Source organism: Streptomyces sp. rh34, from assembly GCF_002551245.1.
GTDB lineage: Bacteria > Actinomycetota > Actinomycetes > Streptomycetales > Streptomycetaceae > Streptomyces.
The window spans coordinates 1-18,729 of sequence record NZ_NTGZ01000073.1 but is presented as its reverse complement, the minus strand read 5'-3'; the positions used below and the strand labels follow the sequence as shown (position 1 = coordinate 18,729).

The following is an 18,729-nucleotide window of genomic DNA, read 5'->3' as shown; positions in this document are numbered from 1 at the left end:
CGCCTATAAGTATCCCTTTGATGTCCCCTTGACTCTCCGTGATTGACTTTGAGGCAAGGGGGCTCCAGGGTGGACGTATGACGATCCTTGCGCCCATCCAAGCGGCAGCCGCCGAATTCGCGCCCGAGGTCACCTACCTCAACACCTCCAGTTGGGGCCTGCTGCCCCGCCGGACGATCGCCGCCGTCAAGGCCCTGGCCGACGAGAACGCCGCGGGGCGCCGGGTGGGGGCGGGCAGCTTCGACGCGGTGGAGGCCGCCCGGGCCGGTTTCGCCCGGCTCGCCGGAGTGCGTCCGGACCGGGTCGCCACCGGCGGTTCCGTCACCGTCCACGTCGGCCTGATCGCCGCTTCGCTGCCGCCGGGCGCCGAAGTCCTCTGCCCCGAGGGCGAGTTCTCCTCCGTGGTCAGCCCGTTCGCGCTCCGCGGCGATCTGCGCATGCGGTACGCGCCGCTCGATGACCTCGCCGGGGCCGTGCGCCCCTCGACCGCCCTCGTCGCCTTCTCCGCCGTGCAGTCGGCCGACGGCCGGGTGGCCGATCTGGCCGCCGTCCGCGCGGCCGCCGCGGCGCACGGTGCCCGGACCCTGCTGGACGGAACCCAGGCGGCGGGCTGGTTCCCGCTGGAGGCGGGGGCGTACGACTACACCGTGACCGGCGGCTTCAAGTTCCTGCTCTGTCCACGCGGTACGTCGTTCCTGACCGTCACCGAGGAGGCGGAGGACACCCTGCCGCCCCTCTTCGCGGGCTGGGTCTCCGCCGGCGCGCCCTGGGCGAGCAACTACGGCCCGCTGGAGCGCCTCGCCCCCACCGCCCGCGGTTTCGACGAGCCGCCCGCATTCCTCTCGTACCACGGGGCCGAGCACTCCCTGGAGCTGCTCGGTGAGGTGGGGGCCGACGCCCTGTACGCGCACGCCACCGGGCTCGCGGCCCGGCTGCGGGCGGGGCTGGCGAAGCTCGGGCACGAGACCGTTCCCGGGGAGTCGGCGATCGTCTCCGTGCCGGGACTGGAGAGCCGTCAGCCCGACCTGGCGGAGGCCGGCATCGCCGTCTCGGCCCCGGCCGGGAACCTGCGGATCTCCTGCCATCTCTACAACACGGAGGCCGATGTGGACCGGGTGCTGGAGTTCCTGGCCTGAGCCGTGCGGGGGGCGGCTCAGCACCGGTCGGGGCGGTGCGGGCGATCGAGCCGCTCGGCATCGTCCACCCGCGCATCCAGGAGGCCGTCCCGCCCCGTCGGCCCTCTTCGGCGGCGACGCCAGGGGCTACACCGACTCCCCGGCGCTCGACGCCGTCCGGCCGTCCTCGCGCGGCCTCCCGTCCCACCGCCACGAGGTCCGGCGCGGGTGGCCCGGCAGCTCGGCGCGGCCGGTGGCCCACAGCAGTACGGTCCACCGGTCGCCGCCCGCCGGGGCGTCCGGGAAGAGCCGGGCCAGCACCCGGTCGCAGAGCGCCGGGGGCGGCGACCACGCCAGCCCCAGGCCCTCGGCGAGGTCATGCGTGTGCACCAGGGTCTCCACCACACCCATCGCGGCGAAGCCCTCCGGGTCGGAGATCCCGTACCCGTGGTACGAGCGCACCTCGGGCGGCGTCGTCCGCGCCATCGAGGCCAGCAGCGCCCCGCTCGCCTCCAGCGTGGCCAGCAGCCCGGCGGGGCCGGCGTCACGGTCGGCGAAGACCGCGTTGTGCGGCCCGCCCTGCCGTTCGGGCGCCCACCGGTAGGGCACCTCGCCGTCCAGCGGAGGCGTACGCGGGCCCAACTGCACGGCGTACGCGAACAGATCGTCGCTCAGGTGCTCCACCGTCTCCCAGCAGGTCCACGTGAGGGTCCCCGCGGGCGCGTCCCAGCGGTCCGCCGGGGCCCCGGCCAGCACGTCCACCGCGAGCCGCACCGCCGAGGTCACATCGTCGGCGGTCACCGGCAGCCGGGTCCCGGTCGGGGCCGCCCGCTCGGCGGCGGAGCACTCCACGCAGAACTCGTTGCCCTCGGGGTCGGCGAGCGTCGCCCAGCCGCGCCCGTTCGGTTTGCGGTGGTCGCCCACCAGGGTCGCCCCGAGCGCGAGCAGCCGCTCCACCTCCTCGTCCCGGGAGCGGTCCTGCGGCTGGATGTCCAGATGGACGCGGTTCTTGGTCTGCTTCCTCTCGTCCACCTGGACGAAGAGGACCGCCGCGCCGGGGGCCTCGACCAGCGCCTCCGGGTCGCCGGGGACGTCCTCGTCGGAGAGCGGCGCGCCGAGCACCTGGGCCCAGAAGCCGCCGAGCGCGTAGGCGTCGGCACAGTCGATCGTGATGTGGCGTACATGGGAGGTCATGGCGGACACCCTCTCCGCTGACGCCGCCCCGGTCCAACGAGTTACGCGGAGGGGGCCGGGACGGCGTACCGTCCCGGCCCCTATGTCCCGTGCGTCCCGCTACTTCACCGGGGTGAAGTCCCGCGCCCCGATGAACTCGGGGCGGCGGATCGGAGCCGCGAAGGGCTCCTGCGCCGCGTTCTCCACGCTGTTGAAGACGATGAAGACGTTGCTGCGCGCGTACGGGGTGATGTTGTCGCCCGAGCCGTGCATCGCGTTGCAGTCGAACCAGGTCGCCGAACCGGCCTTGCCCGTGAAGAGCTTGATGCCGTGGCGGTCGGCCATCTTCGTCAGCGCCTCGTCGGACGGGGTGCCGGCGTCCTGCATCTGGAGCGACTTCTTGTAGTTGTCCTTCGGCGTCTCGCCCGCACAGCCGAGGAACGTCTTGTGCGAACCGGGCATGATCATCAGCCCGCCGTTGGTGTCGAAGTTCTCGGTCAGCGCGATCGACACGGACACCGTCCGCATGTTCGGCAGACCGTCCTCCGCGTGCCAGGTCTCGAAGTCCGAGTGCCAGTAGAAGCCCGTGGCCCCGAAGCCCGGCTTCACGTTGATCCGGGACTGGTGGACGTACACGTCCGAACCGAGGATCTGGCGGGCGCGGCCCACCACCCGCTCGTCGCGGACCAGACCGGCGAAGACCTCGCTGATCCGGTGGACCTCGAAGACGGACCGTACGTTCTGCGACTGCTTCTCGATGATCGAGCGCTCGTCGGCGCGGACCGCCGGATCGGAGATCAGCCGGTCCAGCTCGGCCCGGTAGACGGCGACCTCGTCCGGGGTGATGAGCTGGTCGACGGTGAGGAAGCCGTCGTGCTCATATCCCTGGAGGTCCTTGGCGGCGACCGGGCCCGGTGCGCCCGGCGCGGACCAGATGACCGGGTCCTGGCGGGGAGTGGTCATCTCGGCGGCGCCGCGCGAGGGGTACAGATCGGCGCGTACTTCGGTGGTCATGGTGGTTCAGGCCTCCTCGGTCAGCAGTGGATAGACACCGTTCTCGTCATGGTCCTCCCGTCCGGTGACGGGGGGATTGAAGACACACACGCAGCGGAAGTCGGTCTTGGGCCGCATGGTGTGCCGCTCATGCCCGTCCAGCAGGTACATGGTGCCGGGCGTGATCCAGTGCGTCTCGCCGGTCTCGTCGTTGGTGAGCTCGGCCTCGCCCTCGGTGCAGAGCACCGCCTCGATGTGGTTCGCGTACCACATGGAGGTCTCCGTGCCCGCGTACAGCACGGTCTCGTGGAGCGAGAAGCCCACCTTCTCCTTGGCGAGCACGATGCGCTTGCTCTCCCAGGTGCCGGACGCTGACTTCACATGCCGGTCGGTGTTCTCGATGTCACTGAACGATCGGACGATCACGGTGAGCGGTTGCCTTTCTCTCTGTACAGGGCCCCGGGCCTCGCGGCCCGGGACCTCTCTTCTCCGCCTGCCCGGCAGTGCCGGGTCAGGCCGTCTCGCGGACGCAGCGGGCCAGCGTGCGCAGGCCCTCGTCCAGCTCTTCGGGGGTGATGGTCAGCGGCGGCAGCAGCTTGACGACCTCGCTCTGCGGGCCCGAGGTCTCCAGCAGGAGCCCCAGCTCGAAGGCGCGGGCGCAGACCGCCGAGGCGCGCGCCGGGTGCTGGAACTCCATGCCCCAGACCAGGCCCCGGCCGCGGAACTGCGCGGTCGGCTCCTCGGCGCAGATGGCCAGCAGAGTCTGCTCGACCTGTTCGCCGCGGGCCAGGGTCTGCTTCTCCATCTGGCCGTCGGCCCAGTAGGCGTCCAGCGCGGCGGCGGCCGTGACGAAGGCCGGGTTGTTGCCGCGGAAGGTGCCGTTGTGCTCGCCCGGCTCCCAGATGTCCAGCTCCGGCTTGAACAGGCAGAGGGACATCGGCATGCCGTAGCCGCTGATGGACTTCGAGAGCGTGACGATGTCCGGGACGATGCCGGCCTCCTCGAAGGAGAAGAAGCCGCCGGTACGGCCGCAGCCCATCTGGATGTCGTCGACGATCAGCAGCATGTCCTGGCGGTGGCACAGCTCCTGCAGCGCGCGCAGCCACTCGGCGCGGGCGACGTTGATGCCGCCCTCGCCCTGGACCGTCTCCACGATCACGGCGGCGGGCTTGTTGAGCCCGGAGCCCTGGTCCTCCAGCAGTCGCTCGAACCAGAGGAAGTCGGGGACCGTACCGTCGAAGTAGTTGTCGAACGGCATCGGGGTGCCGTGCACCAGCGGGATACCGGCCCCGGCCCGCTTGAACGCGTTGCCGGTCACGGCGAGCGAGCCCAGCGACATGCCGTGGAAGGCGTTGGTGAACGAGACGACGGACTCGCGGCCCTTGACCTTACGGGCCAGCTTCAGCGCCGACTCGACGGCGTTGGTGCCGGTCGGGCCGGGGAACATCACCTTGTACGGCAGGTCGCGAGGCCGCAGGATCACGTTCTGGAACGTCTCCAGGAACGCGCGCTTGGCGGTGGTCGCCATGTCCAGGCCGTGGGTGATGCCGTCGCGCTCGATGTAGTCGATCAGCGCTCGTTTCAGCACCGGGTTGTTGTGGCCGTAGTTGAGCGAGCCGGCCCCGGCGAAGAAGTCCAGGTAGGAGTGGCCGTCCTCGTCGGTCAGCCGGGCGCCCTGCGCGCGGTCGAACACGGCGGGCCAGCCGCGGCAGTAGCTCCGTACCTCCGACTCCAGGGTCTCGAAGACGCTCAGTGCGGGCGGGGTGATGGTCACAGCGGTTCTCCTGCGTGAGGGGGTGTGACGGGCAGTGGTCGAGTGCTCCCGCCGCACGGATGCGGCCGGGACCGCGCCGAGTGGTCGGACGGCGCGAAAAGTCGGTGGGTCCGGGCGTACGGGTCGGGTACGCCGGAGTGCGGTGGCCGGGACGGCTCAGGTGGCGAACGGGCCCATGCGGTAGAGCACCTCGGGCAGGTGCGTCCCTTCGGGGAACAGCCCGCCGTCGAAGAGCACCTCCTGCTCCAGCGCGACGTCGTGGCGCTGGGCGTAGGAGGTGAACAGCCGGTCGGAGGCGGTGTTGTCCGGCGTGACCGTCGTCTCCACGGACGAGAGGCCCTGGTCGGCGGCGACCCGGGCGGTCAGCGCGTCCAGCAGAGCGGCGGCCAGTCCCTTGCCGCGGTGGGCCTGGTCGACGGCCACCTGCCAGACGACGAGGGTCTGGGGACGGTCGGGCCTGATGTAGCCCGTCACGAAGGCGATGGGCTCGCCGTTCTCGCCACGGGCGACGGCGGAGGTCGCGGCGAAGTCACGGCACCACAGCAGGTAGCTGTACGAGGAGTTCAGGTCCAGGACCTGGGAGTCGCGGGCTATGCGCCAGATCGCGGCTCCGTCCTCCACTCGTGGCGCATCGATACTGAGGAATTCGCTTCGGGCACGGGCAAAATCTGCTGGTGCGGCGGTCATGCGAATTGAATTTACCCAGCAAATTTCGAAATTGCATCGACGTAGAGGGTTGGGTGAGGAGCCCTTTTGTGTTATCAGGCGTGCGCGAGACCCCCCACGATTCGGGTACGATTTCCTGCACTTTGTCCCGAATTTATCGGGCATAACGCCGATCTTGTGGAGTCGGTCACAGGGTTGTAACTCTCGCGGGGGGTGTCCGAATCGCGAAGTTCGAGACCAGAAAAACTTCCCCGTTTAGGTGACGGGAAAGCGGGCAGAAGAATGTGGGAAGCTGCTTTTCGATAAAGCAGCTCACCGCATTATGAATATCAGAGGCTCGGCCAGGTTTCCGAAACAGCCCTGCGGGCAGCCTCGATATCGACCCGCCGGCCCGCATCGGCCAGCGCCGCCCCCAGAGCCGCGAGCGAGGACAGCACCGCGCCCCGCGTCGCATCCACCCCGTAATGGTTGACCCGGATCATCTCCTTGGACAGCGCACCACCGCCCGCGACGAGCGGCAGCGCGGGGTCCGCCGCCAGCGCCTCCGCGACCAGCACGGCCGCGTCCGTCCCCGCCGGGGCACGCAGCGTCGTCGCCACCGGGGCCGCGTCCCGCGCCTCGTGGACGTACGGCTCCAGCCCGCCGCCCAGGGCCACCGCTCCGGCCCGGGTCGCCGCGGCGGCCGAGGCGTGGCGGGCCATCACCGTGTCCAGGCCCTTGTCCTCGATCCGCGCCACGCAGGCCTCCAGGCCCAGCATCTCCAGCTGCGCCGGGGCGTGCGGCAGGGCCGTCCGGCCGCCGTCGATCCAGCGCTCCTTCCAGTCCAGGAGGGAGAGGTAGGAGCGGCGCGGGGCAGCCGGGTTGGCGGCGATCCGCTCCCAGGCCCGGGCGCTCACCGACACCGCCGACACCCCGGCGGGCCCGCCCATGGCCTTCTGCGCGCCGATCACGCACAGGTCGACGCCCCAGGCGTCCGGCAGCAGGGGCTCGGCGCCCACCGAGGCGACCGCGTCCAGCATGAACAGCGCTCCGTGCGCCCGGACCACCTCGCCGATCTCCGCGACCGGGTTGGTGTTGCCGGTCGCCGCCTCCGCGTGCACCAGCGAGACGAAGTCGATCCCCGGGTGCTCGGCGAGCGCCTCGGCGACCTGGTCGGCGGTGACCGCGGCGTGGAAGGGCACGGTGAGGTCGACGACCTCCGCCCCGCAGTCCCGCAGCCAGTTGCCGAAGGTCTGCCCGTACGGTCCGGTGACCACGTTCAGCGCGGTCGAGCCGGGCCGCGCGCCGCTGCGGATGCAGCCCTCCAGCGGCAGCAGCGCCTCGCCCTGGGTGATGACGACGTCCTGCTCCGTGGCGAGGAGCCGGGCCACGCGCCGCTCGATCGCCGCGAAGCGGTCGGCGGTGAGCGGGGGGAGGTCGAGGAAGGGGTGCGTCACGATGGGGCTCTCTTCGGGTTCGTTCGACGGTCGGAATCGCACGGGCAGCCTACCGACGGCCTCGTACAGTGCCGCGTATGAGTGATCAGGAGGAGCAGCGGGTGCTGCGGGTGAAGGGCCGGGTGCTCGTCGGCCCGGACGAGGTGCGGGACGAACTGTGGGCCGTGGACGGGCGGATCACCTACGAGCGGCCGCCCGGCGCCGACGACGCGGTGACCGTCACGGGCTGGGCGCTGCCCGGGCTGGTCGACGCGCACTGCCATGTGGGCCTGGACCGGCACGGCCCGGTCGACGCGGCGACCGCCGAGAAACAGGCGCTCACCGACCGGGAGGCCGGAACCCTGCTGATCCGGGACGCGGGCTCGCCCTCCGACACCCGGTGGATCGACGACCGCGAGGACCTGCCGAAGATCATCAGGGCCGGCCGTCACATCGCCAGGACCCGCCGCTACATCCGCAATTACGCCCATGAGATCGAGCCCGGCGACCTCGTCGCGTACGTCGCCCGGGAGGCCCGGCGCGGGGACGGCTGGGTCAAGCTGGTGGGGGACTGGATCGACCGCGACGCCGGGGACCTGACCGCCTGCTGGCCACGCGGCGAGGTCGAGGCGGCCATCGCCGAGGCGCACCGGCTCGGCGCCCGCGTCACCGCTCACTGCTTCGCCGAGGAGTCGCTCACCGACCTGGTGGAGGCGGGCATCGACTGCGTCGAGCACGCCACCGGCCTGACCGAGGACACCATCCCGCTCTTCGCCGAGCGGGGAGTCGCGATCGTCCCGACGCTGGTCAACATCGCCACCTTCCCCGACCTCGCGGCGGGCGGCGAGGCCAGGTTCCCCCGCTGGTCGGCCCATATGCGGCAGCTGTACGAACGCCGCTACGACACCGTGCGCGCCGCGTACGACGCCGGGATCCCCGTCTACGTCGGCACCGACGCGGGCGGCTCCCTGGCGCACGGGCTGGTCGCGGGCGAGGTCGCCGAGCTGGTCAAGGCGGGCATCCCGCCCCTGGAGGCCCTCTCCGCCACCGCGTGGGGAGCCAGGCGCTGGCTGGGGCGGCCCGTGCTGGAGGAGGGCGCTCCGGCGGACCTGGTCGTGTACGACGAGGACCCGCGCGCGGACGTCCGGGTGCTGGCGGCCCCCCGGCACATCGTGCTGAACGGGCGGGTGACCGGATGAGGCGTCGCGGTGTTGACGGGCAGTGACGGATGCCGCCCCCGGATCGTTGAAGCACTTCTGCGCGCGCTCCGGCGCAAGCGCACTCCGTACGGCTCGCGCCGAGTGAAACGAGTGACAGCGGCGAACGCACGTGCCGAAAGATTCGAATATGCGCGCGGAAACCCCCCTTTGGGGTGAACTCACGCCAGGTATCCGCCAGTTCACCCTCAGTGCGTAAAGATTCACGGAGTCGAGGCCACCGGCGCAGGCGATGTCCCCCATTGGACTGTGCCGGTGGCTCCATGTCTCTTGTGGGGGTTCCACCATCTTGAACAGCAACACCTTCCGTCTCGCCGCCCTGGCGGTCGCCGCCGGACCCGTCGCCCTGCTTGCCGCCGTCCCCGCGCACGCAGCCCCGGCGACGCCCACCACCGGCGGCGAGGGCAGGGCGAGCGCGGTCGTGCTCCGTACCGGGCTCGACGTCTCGCTCCTCAACAAGTCCGTCCAGGTGCCCCTCAAGGTCACGCTCAACGAGGTGCAGGCCCCGGCCAGCGCCGGGAAGACCGCGCTCAGCGTGAACGTGGACGGGGTGGAGGGCGGAGCCCCGGTCAGCGTCCTGCGCGCCGACGTGGCCACCGCGAACGCCACCGTCGACGAGCACAGGGCCGAGGGCCGCACCAACCTGGCGAAGGCCAGGATCCATGTCCCCGGACTGCCGGTGCTCTCGCTCATCGAGGTCGAGAAGGTCACCTCCAAGGCGGTCTGCGAGACCGGCGAGAAGCCCGTCGCCGAGTCGAACGTGCTCGGCCACGTCGCGGTGCTCGGCAAGAAGGTGACGCTCTCCGCGGGCGGACCGACCCGGGTGGCGGTGCCGGGCGTCGGCGAGGTCTCCCTCGACCTCTCCAAGACGGTCACCACCGAGCGCACGGCGGCCGCGACGGCACTCCGGCTCAAGGTGTCGGTCAACCCGCTGAATCTCAACGTCGCCGAGGTGGAGGGCGAGGTCACCCTCGCCGAGGCGACCTGCGAGACCCCGAAGGGACCGAAGACCCCCGAGAAGCCGACCCCTGAGGAGCCGGGCTCCACGGACGGCGGCTCCACGGGTGGCGACGGAGGCACCGGCGGCGACGCGAAGACGCAGACCGGCTCCGACACCGGCACCGCTCCCACCGAGGCCAACCTCGCCGAGACCGGCGGCAGCTCCACCACCCCGTACATCGCGGGCGGAGCGGCCCTGCTGCTGGCCGTCGGCGCCGGCGCGACGGTGCTGGCGCGCAGGCGTGGCAGCAGCCAGAGCTGATACGCGTGAGGGGGGGGCGGCGTTCGCACGACGAACGCCGCCCCGCCCCTGCCGGGCCCCTCAGCGCCCCGATCTCGCGGGCAGCGCCTGCACGGCCTGGTCCAGGGCCTGGAGGAAACGATTGGTCGTGGCCCGGTCGCGGACCGCGAGCCGCAGCCACTGCGGCCCCAGCCCCGGGAAGGTGTCCCCGCGCCGCGCCGCGAAGCCCAGCAGCCGCAGCCGTTCCCGGACCTCCGCCGCCCGCTCAAGACGCACCAGGACGAACGGCCCCCGGGCCGCGTCCACCACCTCCACCTCGCTGAACTCGGCCAGCCCGGCCAGCAGATGGGCCCGGTCCACCGCGATCCGGTCCGCCGCCTCGGCCGCCTCCACCAGCGCCCGCGGCTCCATGCACGCCTCCGCCGCCGCCAGCGCCGGGGACGACACCGGCCACAGCGGCTGCGCCTCGGAAAGCAGCGCCACGGTCTCCGGACAGGCCAGGACGTAACCGATCCGCAGCCCGGCGAGCCCCCACGTCTTGGTGAGGCTGCGCAGCACCACGAGCCCCGGGACGTCCGTCCGGTCGCACAGCGCCTCGCGCTCGCCCGGCACGACGTCCATGAACGCCTCGTCGACGACCAGCGTCCGCCCCGGCCGCGCCAACCGCTCCAGCAGCGCCGCCGGATGCAGCACGGACGTCGGGTTCGTCGGGTTGCCGACCACCACGAGGTCCGCCTCCTCGGGCACCGCCTCCGGATCGAGCCGGAAGCCGTCCTCGGCGCGCAGCAGCACCCGCCCCACCTGGTGCCCGGCCGCCCGCAGAGCCGCCTCCGGTTCCGTGAACTGCGGATGCACCACGACCGGGCAGCGGGCCGGAAGAGCACGGGCGATCAGGACGAACGCCTCGGCCGCGCCCGCCGTCAGCAGCACCCGCTCCACCGGCAGCCCGTGCCGACCGGCGACCGCGGCGCGGGCGGAGGAACCGTCCGGGTAGGCGGCCAGCGAAGTGAGCGACGCGGCTATCCGCTCGCGCAGCCACTCCGGAGGTGTGTGGGTACGGACGTTCACGGCGAGATCGGTCAGATTCTCGCCGCGCACCTCCGCGTCGCCGTGGTGGCGCAGGTCGGGCCCTGTGCTCTCGATGTTCCGCGTGGGGGGATTCATGGCAGCCATGGTGAACGGGCGGGAGCCCGCCGTCACCGGTGAGGGGGAAGTTTTCCTGCCGGAAACCTCGAAAGTCCCGCCGACGGCCGGATGCCGGCGGGCCACCGCACAGGTCGCCATCCCCCCGGCCGAGGAGTTCCCGCCCGGGGCGCGGGTCTTCGGTACCACCAGTTCGTCCGCCTCGATCAGCGCCGCCGCCTCCGCGACCGACCCGGTCCCCACCGCCGCACCCACCGCGCCCGAGGGGTGCGGCACGCGGACCGCGGCCAGCGCCCCGGCCGGATGGGTCCGCAGCGGCACCCCGAGCCGGGCCGCCGCCCCCACGATCCCCGGCTCGTCGCCCTTGGCGTCGACCGTCGCCACCTCCAGCACGTCGGCCGCGTCCAGCCCCGCCCCGCTCAGCACCGCCTCGATCAGGGCGAACACCACATCGCCGGGGGCGCCCCGGCGCGCGCCGACCCCCACCACCAGACTGCGGGCCCCGGACTCCGGTCCGGTGCCGACGGATGCTCCGGTCATCGGCGGAGTCCTGCCTTTCAGGTCATACGTCTCGGTGGTGAGGGGGAGGAGGAGGGGCCGTTCCGTATACGGAAACGGGCGGCGGGAGCGGCGCGGCGGACGCCGCCGGTAAGGGCACCCTGAGATGCGGAGGGAGGCCCCGATCGGCTAGCAAGGCCCCATGGCGGTGTTCGTCGCGCTCGGCGCGTTCCTGATGACTCTGGCCGGCGGCTGGGTCGCACAACGCGTCACCGACCGCCGTCACCTGGTGCTCGGCTTCGCGGGCGGCCTGATGCTCGGCGTGGTCGGACTCGACCTCCTGCCGGAGTCGATCGAGGCGGCGGGTACGCCGGTGTTCGGGGTCCCCGCCGCCCTGCTGCTGTTCGTCGGCGGCTTCCTGGCGGCCCATCTGGTCGAGCGGCTGCTCGCCGCACGCCAGGTGGCACACGGGGCGAGCGGCGAACGTGTCCCGCGGGTGGGGCTCACGGCGGCGGCCGCGATGGTCGGGCACAGCTTCATGGACGGCGTCGCGCTCGGCGCCGCCTTCCAGGTCAGCGGCTCCATGGGCGTGGCCGTCGCGCTGGCGGTGATCAGTCATGACTTCGCCGACGGATTCAACACGTACACCCTCACCAGTCTTTACGGGAACGCCCGACGCAAGGCGCTCCTGATGCTCTTCGCGGCTGCCGCGGCACCGGTCGTGGGCGCCGCGACGACGGTGCTGTTCACCCTTCCGGAGGAACTGCTCGGCGGCTATCTCGGCTTCTTCGGCGGAGCGCTGCTCTACCTGGCCGCCGCGGAGATCCTGCCCGAGGCACACCACACCCATCCCGCCCGCTCCACCCTTCTCTGCACCATCGGGGGCGTGGGCTTCATCTGGCTGGTCGTCGGCATCGCGGAGTGAGCCGCGCGTACGCCCGAGCGCTTCGTGACGACGGACGCGCCCCCTGGACAGTGGCTCACCGGGTCCGGACAGGGCTCACCGCGCCCGGCAGTGCTCGACGAACCGCCGGGCCACCCCGGGCGACGCGGCCCAGTGGGTGTGCAGATAGCTCGCGTGCACGCCCCGCTGGACGTACCCCTCGACCCGACGCTCCGGCTGGTGCATGCCCCAGGCGGGCGTGGTCCCCGCCCCGGGCTCCAGCACCGTGCGGTGGAACTCATGACCGCGCATCCGGGTCCCCGCCACCGCCAGCGCACTGTCCGACACGGCCACCGCCTGCCGGTACCCGAGCGTGAGGCGCTCGGACATCCGGGCCTCGGCGTCCAGCACCCCGCACATGGGCTTCCCGTCCAGCTCCCGTGCCAGATACAGCAGGCCGGCGCACTCGGCCGCCACCGGGGCGCCGCTCAGGGCCAGTTCCGTGACCGCCCGCCGCAACGGCTCGTTGGCCGACAGCTCTGGGGCGTACATCTCCGGGAACCCGCCGCCGATCACGAGCCCCGCCGTACCCACCGGCAGCTTCTCGTCCCGCAGCGGGTCGAAGACCACGACCTCCGCGCCGGCCGCCGTCAACAGCTCGGCGTGCTCCGCGTACGCGAAGGTGAACGCCGCCCCGCCGGCCACGGCGACGACGGGCCGCGCGGCACCGGTGGCCCCGGCGGGCGTCGGCTCCCACGCGGCGTCCGGCAGGGCCGGCGCGGTCCGGGCCAGCGCCATCAGCGCGTCCAGGTCGCACCCGGCGCGTACCCGCGCGCCCATCGCCGTCACGGCGTCCACCGCTTCGGACCCCCGCTCGGCCACCGGGACCAGCCCCAGATGGCGCGAGGGCGTCGCCACCTGCGGGGCCCGGCGCAGCACGCCCAGAACCGGCAGCCCCGATTCGTCCAGCGCGTCCCGCAGCAGCGCCTCGTGCCGGTCGGAGGCCACCTTGTTCAGGATCACCCCGCCGATGCGGACCTCGGGGTCCCAGGAGGCGAACCCGTGCACCAGGGCCGCCACCGAACGCGACTGCGAGGAGGCGTCCACCACCAGCACCACGGGAGCCCGCAGCAACTTCGCCACCTGCGCGGTCGACGCCAGCTCGCCCTGCCCCGAGGCACCGTCGTACAGCCCCATCACGCCCTCGACCACGGCGAGGTCGCACCCCGCCGACCCGTGCGCGAACAGCGGGGCGATCAGATCCGTCCCGCACATGTACGCGTCGAGATTGCGGCCGGGGCGTCCCGTCGCCAGCGAGTGATAACCCGGATCGATGTAGTCCGGCCCCACCTTGTGCGGCGAGACGGCGAGCCCGCGCGCGGCGAAGGCGGCCATCAGACCGGTGGCGACGGTGGTCTTGCCGCTGCCCGAGGCCGGGGCGGCGATGACCAGACGGGGCACGGTCACCACTCGATGCCCCTCTGGCCCTTCTGCCCCGCGTCCATCGGGTGCTTGACCTTCGACATATCGGTCACGAGGTCGGCGGCCTCGATCAGCGCGTCCGGCGCGTTGCGGCCGGTGATCACCACATGCTGGGTGCCGGGCCGGTTCCGCATCACCTCGACGACCTCGTCGGTGTCGATCCAGCCCCAGTGCATCGGGTACGCGAACTCGTCGAGCACGTACAGCTTGTACGTCTCGGCCGCCAGATCGCGCTTGACCTGCTCCCAGCCCTCGCGGGCCTTCTCCTCGTTGTCCAGCTGACCGTCCCGCTGGACCCAGGACCAGCCCTCGCCCATCTTGTGCCAGTCGACGGTGCCGCCCTCGCCGCTCGCTCCGAGGACCTTCAGCGCGTTCTCCTCGCCGACCTTCCACTTCGCCGACTTCACGAACTGGAACACCCCGATCGGCCACCCCTGGTTCCACGCCCGCAGCGCCAGCCCGAAGGCCGCCGTCGACTTGCCCTTGCCGATGCCCGTGTGGACGAACAGGAGCGGGCGATTGCGCCGCTGACGGGTGGTGAGCCCGTCGTCCGGTACTGAAGTCGGCTGTCCCTGCGGCATTAAGCGGCCCTCCCGGCTGCGGTGACGTCCTTGACGAGCCCGGCGATCGAGTCGGCCCGCAGCTCGTCGAGCGTGACGGCGGTGCCTCCCAGTTCCCGGGCGAGTTCCCCGGCGAGACCGAGGCGTACGTACCCCGACTCGCAGTCCACGACGACCGAGGCCGTCCCCTCCGAGCGGTGCAGCCGCCCGGCCCGTCCCGCGAGCGCCACCGGCTCCGGCCCGCCGGTCGCCCGGCCGTCCGTGACCACGACGAGCAGGGGCCGCCGCGACGGATCGCGCAGCCGCTCCACCCGCAGCACGTCGTGCGCCTTGAGCAGCCCGGCGGCCAGCGGGGTACGGCCCCCGGTCGGCAGCGACTCCAGACGGGAGGCGGCCGCGTCCACGGACGAGGTCGGCGGCAGCGCCACCTCCGCCTCCTTGCCCCGGAAGGTCACCAGACCGACCTTGTCCCGCCGCTGGTAGGCGTCCAGCAGCAGCGACAGCACGGCCCCCTTGACCGCGCTCATCCGCTGCCGCGCGGCCATCGAGCCCGAGGCGTCCACGACGAACAGCACGAGGTTGCCCTCCCGCCCCTCCCGGGTCGCCTGGCGCAGATCGTCCCGGCGCACCACGAGCCCGCGCCCGGAACGCCCGCGCGCCCGCTGGTGCGGGGCGGCGGCCTGCACGGTCGCGGCCAGATGCAGCTTGGTCAGCGCGCCCTGCGGGCGGCGGGCGCCGGTCGTACGCCCGTGCTCGGTACGGGCCCGGGAGCGCCGCCCCGCAGCGCCCTCGCCGAGCCCCGGCACGCTGAGCATCTTCGCCCGGAACGGCTCGGCGGACGCCACCGGCTGCTGCTCGGCCCCGGTGGACCGGCCGGGCGTGTCGGGGCTGCCTCCAGGGGCCTGTGACGGCGTGTCATCGCCGCTGTCGCGCTCGCCCTGCGGCGGCGTACGGTCTCCGTCGGCCTGGGGCGGTACGCCACCGCCGCCACCACCGCCGTCATCGTTCCCGCCCCCGTCGGGGTCGGGATCGGGGTCGGGCCGGTCGTCGTCACCGCTCTCCCCCTGATCGCCGGCGGCCTGATCCAGGGTCTGATCGAGCTTGTCCTCGTCCAGGCCGGGTGCGTCGAAGGGGTTGCGGCGACGCCGGTGGGGGAGCGCGAGGAGTGCGGCCTGCCGCACGTCGTCGGCGGTGACCTCCTCGCGGCCGGCCCAGGCGGCCAGCGCGGTCGCGGTACGGGCCATCACGATGTCGGCCCGCATCCCGTCGACCTCGAACGCGGCGCAGGTCGCGGCGATCTGACGCAACACGCCGTCGCCCAGCACGACCCGGGGCAGCAGGGCGCGCGCGGCGGCGATGCGCTCCCGCAGGGCGCTCTCCTCCCCGGCCCAGCGTGCGGCGAACCCCTCCGGGTCGTCGTCGTACGCGAGCCTGCGCCGCACGACCTCGACCCGCTCGTCGGTGTCCCGCGACGCCGCCACCTCGACGGTCAGCCCGAACCGGTCCAGCAACTGGGGCCGCAGCTCACCCTCTTCCGGGTTCATCGTCCCGACCAGCAGGAACCGCGCCGCGTGCCGTACGGAGACGCCCTCGCGCTCGACGTACGAGGCGCCCATGGCCGCCGCGTCCAGCAGCAGGTCCACCAGGTGGTCGTGGAGCAGGTTGACCTCGTCCACGTACAGGATCCCGCGGTGCGCGTCCGCCAGCAGCCCCGGCTCGAACGCCTTCACGCCCTCCGACAGCGCCCGCTCGATGTCCAGCGCCCCCACGAGCCGGTCCTCGGACGCGCCGACGGGCAGCTCCACGGTCCGCGCGGCCCGCGACACACCGGCCGCCTCCGCGTGCGGTCCATCAGGACACGCCGGATCGGGGGAGACGGGGTCACAGGAGAACCGGCACCCCGGCACGACGGAGACCTCCGGCACGAGGGCGGCGAGCGCCCGCACGGCGGTGGACTTGGCGGTCCCCTTCTCGCCCCGCACGAGCACCCCGCCGACAGCCGGACTGACCGCGTTCAGCAACAGCCCGAGCCGCAGGTCGTCCTGCCCGACGATCGCGGTGAAGGGATACGGCGTACTCACTGAGCCTCCTCATTGACATGAACATCGGCACCATCAAGTCCGTGGACCCTCGGCTCCTCGGCCCCTGACTCAGCGGACCCGGCAAACTCAAGCCCCTCCGGCGATTGAGGAGCGGGGCCCGGGGCAGCGCCCCGGCTCTCCGGAGCGCCCGCACCCGCGTCGGCCCCCGGCAAGGCGGGCGCCCCCGGCGGCACGAACGGCAACCCCACCGGCGCTCCCCCCTCGATCAACCGCCACAACGCGTCCGTATCCGCGTGCTCCTCCACCAGATCCCCGAGCCGATCCAGCTGCTCCTCCCGCAACACCCCGAAACTCGTGTCCGGCGCCGGCACGAACCGCCGCCCGGCGGCCCGGGCCACCTCCACCAGGAACCGCCGCCGGAACGCGTCGCTCTCCAGCGACCCGTGCCAGTGCGTCCCCCACACCGCCCCCACCCGGCACCCGTCGAGGAACGGCTCCCCACCCCGCACATCGGCCACCCCGTGGTGGATCTCGTACCCCTCCACCGGCTCGCCCAGCGCCGAACCGACCGGCCGCGCCAGCGTCTTGGCCCGGTCGAAGCGAATACGCACCGGCAGCAGCCCCAGCCCGTCCACGACCCCCGCCCGCGACTCCACCTCGTCCTCGATCCGCTCACCGAGCACCTGGAACCCTCCACAGATCCCCAGCACCGGCCGGCCCTCCGCCGCCCGCCGCAGCAGAGCATCCGCGAGACCCCGCTCGCGCAGCCAGGCCAGCGCCCTCACCGTCCCGCGCGTCCCGGGCACGATCACCAGGTCCGCGTCGGCCACCTCCTCCGCCCGGTCCACGAACCGCACGACGACGCCCGGTTCGGCGGCCAGCGCGTCCACGTCCGTGAAGTTCGACATCAGCGGCACCGCGCAGACCGCCACCCGCAGTACGTCCTCGCCGTGCGGGGGAGCCACGACCGACTCCCGCACCGCACCCCGCAAGGACACCCGCAGGCCGTCCTCCTCGTCGATACCGAGCCCGTGGGCGAACGGCAGCACCCCGTACGTCCGCCGCCCGGTCAGCTCGAACAGCATGTCCAGGCCCGGCTCCAGCAGCGAGACGTCGCCCCGGAACTTGTTCACCAGATAGCCCGCGACCAGCGCCTGGTCCTCGGGGCCCAGCAGCGCCGTCGTCCCGAAGAACGACGCGAAGATCCCGCCCCGGTCGATGTCCCCGACCACCAGGACGGGGAACTTCGCGGCCCGAGCGATCCCCATGTTCACGATGTCGGTGCGCCGCAGATTGATCTCGGCGGGACTTCCGGCGCCTTCGCAGATGACCGCGTCGTACGTGGCCCGCAGCTGCTCCAGGCAGTTCGTCACCGTCCCGAGGAGTGTCTCCTGACGGCCCCCGTGGTATCCCCGGGCGCTCATCTCGCCGACCGGCTTCCCCATCAGGACCACCTGGCTGGACCGGTCGCTGCCGGGCTTCAGCAGCACCGGGTTCATCAGGGCCGTCGGCTCCACCCGGGCGGCCTGCGCCTGCATCGCCTGGGCCCGCCCGATCTCCGCGCCCTGTCGGGTCACGAAGGAGTTCAGGGACATGTTCTGGGCCTTGAAGGGCGCGACCTTCACGCCCCGGCGCACCAGCCAGCGGCAGATGCCCGCCGTGACGACGCTCTTGCCCGCGTCCGATGTGGTCCCCGCGACCAGCAGCCCGCCGCTCATGCCCGCTCCCGTTCCCGTACCGCGTTCCGTTCCGGACCGTTCATGACCGTCCCCGCTTCCGCCCCGCGACCATCCGCCCCGCGACCATCCGGCCCGCCACGCACACACCGAGGGCCAGCGCGCTCACCCGGCGCGACAGCCGTACCGCGCGTTCGATGTCCGCGCCCCGCACGTCCCGCCCGGACTCCCCGTTCAGCACCGGCCGGTGCTCGACGCGCCCCGCGTACGCCAGCGTCCCGCCCAGCCGTACGCCGAGCGCCCCCGCGAACGCGGCCTCCACCGGCCCCGCGTTCGGACTGGGGTGACGCTCCGCGTCCGCCCTCCAGGCGCGTACGGCCTCCCGGGGCCGCCCGCCCGCCGCCACGGCCAGCGCGGCCGTCAGACGCGCGCCGGGCCACCCCGCGAGGTCGTCCAGGCGGGCCGAGGCCCAGCCGTAACGGCGGTAGCGGGGCGACTTGTGGCCGACCATCGCGTCGAGCGTGTTCACGGCCCGGAAGCCGACGAGCCCCGGGACCCCGCCGATCGCCCCCCACACCAGCGCGCCGACGACGGCGTCCGAGGTGTTCTCGGCGACCGACTCGACGACCGCGCGGGCGATCCCCGGGCCGTCCAGGGAGTGCGGATCGCGACCGCACAGGTGCGGCAGCCGCTCCCGCGCCACCTCCAGGTCCCCGGCGGCCAGGGCGCCGCCGATGGCGCGGGCCTCCCGGCCCAGCGACGTCCCCCCGACGACGGACCAGGCGGTGGCGGCGGTCAGCGCGACGGCGAGCGCGGGGCGGCCCCGGGTGGCGCGGGCGGCCAGCTGTCTCT

16 protein-coding genes are annotated in these 18,729 nt (G+C 72.9%); 4 read left to right on the top strand and 12 right to left on the bottom strand.

Going from position 1 to position 18,729, the window contains the following annotated elements; genetic code table 11:
- The first annotated feature begins 77 nt into the window (after positions 1 to 77).
- Positions 78 to 1,136, top strand: coding sequence for an aminotransferase class V-fold PLP-dependent enzyme (locus CR470_RS16050; RefSeq protein ID WP_097868274.1), 1,059 nt, complete (start codon positions 78 to 80; stop codon positions 1,134 to 1,136).
- A gap of 126 nt (positions 1,137 to 1,262) precedes the next feature.
- On the opposite strand, the gene CR470_RS16045 is transcribed toward CR470_RS16050, so the two are convergent.
- The 6 genes from CR470_RS16045 to CR470_RS16020 form a co-directional block, all read right to left on the bottom strand.
- Entirely contained in the window at positions 1,263 to 2,309 is a 1,047-nt protein-coding gene (locus CR470_RS16045; RefSeq protein WP_097868273.1) for a VOC family protein, read from the bottom strand.
- 99 nt (positions 2,310 to 2,408) lie between these two features.
- On the bottom strand, positions 2,409 to 3,302 hold the full coding sequence (gene thpD, locus CR470_RS16040) for an ectoine hydroxylase (protein ID WP_097868272.1): 894 nt from the start codon (positions 3,300 to 3,302) through the stop codon (positions 2,409 to 2,411).
- A 6-nt stretch (positions 3,303 to 3,308) separates the two neighbouring features.
- Positions 3,309 to 3,707, bottom strand: a complete 399-nt coding sequence (locus tag CR470_RS16035) for an ectoine synthase (protein WP_003969937.1) — start codon at positions 3,705 to 3,707, stop codon at positions 3,309 to 3,311.
- Between the two features lie 85 nt (positions 3,708 to 3,792).
- Positions 3,793 to 5,055 (bottom strand): diaminobutyrate--2-oxoglutarate transaminase, encoded by a 1,263-nt coding sequence (gene ectB, locus CR470_RS16030; RefSeq protein WP_097868271.1) that lies wholly within the window; start codon positions 5,053 to 5,055, stop codon positions 3,793 to 3,795.
- Positions 5,056 to 5,211: 156 nt separating this feature from the next.
- Entirely contained in the window at positions 5,212 to 5,742 is a 531-nt protein-coding gene (gene ectA / locus CR470_RS16025; protein ID WP_097868270.1) for a diaminobutyrate acetyltransferase, read from the bottom strand.
- Between the two features lie 308 nt (positions 5,743 to 6,050).
- On the bottom strand, positions 6,051 to 7,157 hold the full coding sequence (locus CR470_RS16020) for a pyridoxal-phosphate-dependent aminotransferase family protein (RefSeq protein WP_097868269.1): 1,107 nt from the start codon (positions 7,155 to 7,157) through the stop codon (positions 6,051 to 6,053).
- 77 nt (positions 7,158 to 7,234) lie between these two features.
- On the opposite strand from CR470_RS16020, the gene CR470_RS16015 reads away from it, so the two are divergent.
- Positions 7,235 to 8,335, top strand: coding sequence for an amidohydrolase family protein (locus CR470_RS16015; RefSeq protein ID WP_097868268.1), 1,101 nt, complete (start codon positions 7,235 to 7,237; stop codon positions 8,333 to 8,335).
- 307 nt (positions 8,336 to 8,642) lie between these two features.
- Positions 8,643 to 9,614: an SCO1860 family LAETG-anchored protein gene (locus tag CR470_RS16010; RefSeq protein WP_097868267.1), complete on the top strand. Its 972-nt coding sequence runs from the start codon at positions 8,643 to 8,645 to the stop codon at positions 9,612 to 9,614.
- A 60-nt stretch (positions 9,615 to 9,674) separates the two neighbouring features.
- Here CR470_RS16010 and cobC read toward each other — a convergent pair whose 3' ends face one another.
- Entirely contained in the window at positions 9,675 to 11,276 is a 1,602-nt protein-coding gene (gene cobC, locus CR470_RS16005) for an Rv2231c family pyridoxal phosphate-dependent protein CobC (RefSeq protein ID WP_097868266.1), read from the bottom strand.
- Positions 11,277 to 11,436: 160 nt separating this feature from the next.
- Here cobC and CR470_RS16000 point away from each other — a divergent pair, with 160 nt between their 5' ends.
- Positions 11,437 to 12,159 (top strand): ZIP family metal transporter, encoded by a 723-nt coding sequence (locus CR470_RS16000; RefSeq protein ID WP_097868265.1) that lies wholly within the window; start codon positions 11,437 to 11,439, stop codon positions 12,157 to 12,159.
- A 75-nt stretch (positions 12,160 to 12,234) separates the two neighbouring features.
- Here the strand turns inward: CR470_RS16000 and CR470_RS15995 are convergent, their stop codons facing one another.
- The 5 genes from CR470_RS15995 to CR470_RS15975 form a co-directional block, all read right to left on the bottom strand.
- Positions 12,235 to 13,587: a cobyrinate a,c-diamide synthase gene (locus tag CR470_RS15995; RefSeq protein ID WP_097868264.1), complete on the bottom strand. Its 1,353-nt coding sequence runs from the start codon at positions 13,585 to 13,587 to the stop codon at positions 12,235 to 12,237.
- The gene (gene cobO, locus CR470_RS15990; RefSeq protein ID WP_018512216.1) at positions 13,581 to 14,180 is read right to left on the bottom strand and encodes a cob(I)yrinic acid a,c-diamide adenosyltransferase; all 600 of its coding nucleotides are present in this window, start codon (positions 14,178 to 14,180) and stop codon (positions 13,581 to 13,583) included. The genes CR470_RS15995 and cobO overlap by 7 nt, the downstream gene beginning before the upstream one ends.
- Positions 14,180 to 16,240, bottom strand: coding sequence for a putative cobaltochelatase (locus CR470_RS15985; RefSeq protein ID WP_097868263.1), 2,061 nt, complete (start codon positions 16,238 to 16,240; stop codon positions 14,180 to 14,182). The genes cobO and CR470_RS15985 overlap by 1 nt, the downstream gene beginning before the upstream one ends.
- On the bottom strand, positions 16,237 to 17,919 hold the full coding sequence (locus CR470_RS15980; RefSeq protein ID WP_097868262.1) for a cobyric acid synthase: 1,683 nt from the start codon (positions 17,917 to 17,919) through the stop codon (positions 16,237 to 16,239). Before CR470_RS15980 ends, CR470_RS15985 begins: the two co-directional genes overlap by 4 nt.
- A gap of 40 nt (positions 17,920 to 17,959) precedes the next feature.
- Positions 17,960 to 18,729, bottom strand: a 770-nt coding sequence (locus tag CR470_RS15975) for a CobD/CbiB family cobalamin biosynthesis protein (RefSeq protein WP_107489470.1), incomplete at its 5' end; no start/stop codon positions are given.

Excerpts from the sequence above, each read along its gene's own strand:
- CR470_RS15980 (WP_097868262.1), bottom strand. The coding sequence starts at position 17,919 with ATGAGCGGCGGGCTGCTGGTCGCGGGGACCACATCGGACGCGGGCAAG.
- cobC (WP_097868266.1), bottom strand. The coding sequence starts at position 11,276 with ATGACCGGAGCATCCGTCGGCACCGGACCGGAGTCCGGGGCCCGCAGT.
- thpD (WP_097868272.1), bottom strand. The coding sequence starts at position 3,302 with ATGACCACCGAAGTACGCGCCGATCTGTACCCCTCGCGCGGCGCCGCC.
- CR470_RS16045 (WP_097868273.1), bottom strand. The coding sequence starts at position 2,309 with ATGACCTCCCATGTACGCCACATCACGATCGACTGTGCCGACGCCTAC.
- CR470_RS16050 (WP_097868274.1), top strand. The coding sequence starts at position 78 with ATGACGATCCTTGCGCCCATCCAAGCGGCAGCCGCCGAATTCGCGCCC.
- cobO (WP_018512216.1), bottom strand. The coding sequence starts at position 14,180 with ATGCCGCAGGGACAGCCGACTTCAGTACCGGACGACGGGCTCACCACC.
- CR470_RS16000 (WP_097868265.1), top strand. The coding sequence starts at position 11,437 with ATGGCGGTGTTCGTCGCGCTCGGCGCGTTCCTGATGACTCTGGCCGGC.
- ectA (WP_097868270.1), bottom strand. The coding sequence starts at position 5,742 with ATGACCGCCGCACCAGCAGATTTTGCCCGTGCCCGAAGCGAATTCCTC.
- CR470_RS16015 (WP_097868268.1), top strand. The coding sequence starts at position 7,235 with ATGAGTGATCAGGAGGAGCAGCGGGTGCTGCGGGTGAAGGGCCGGGTG.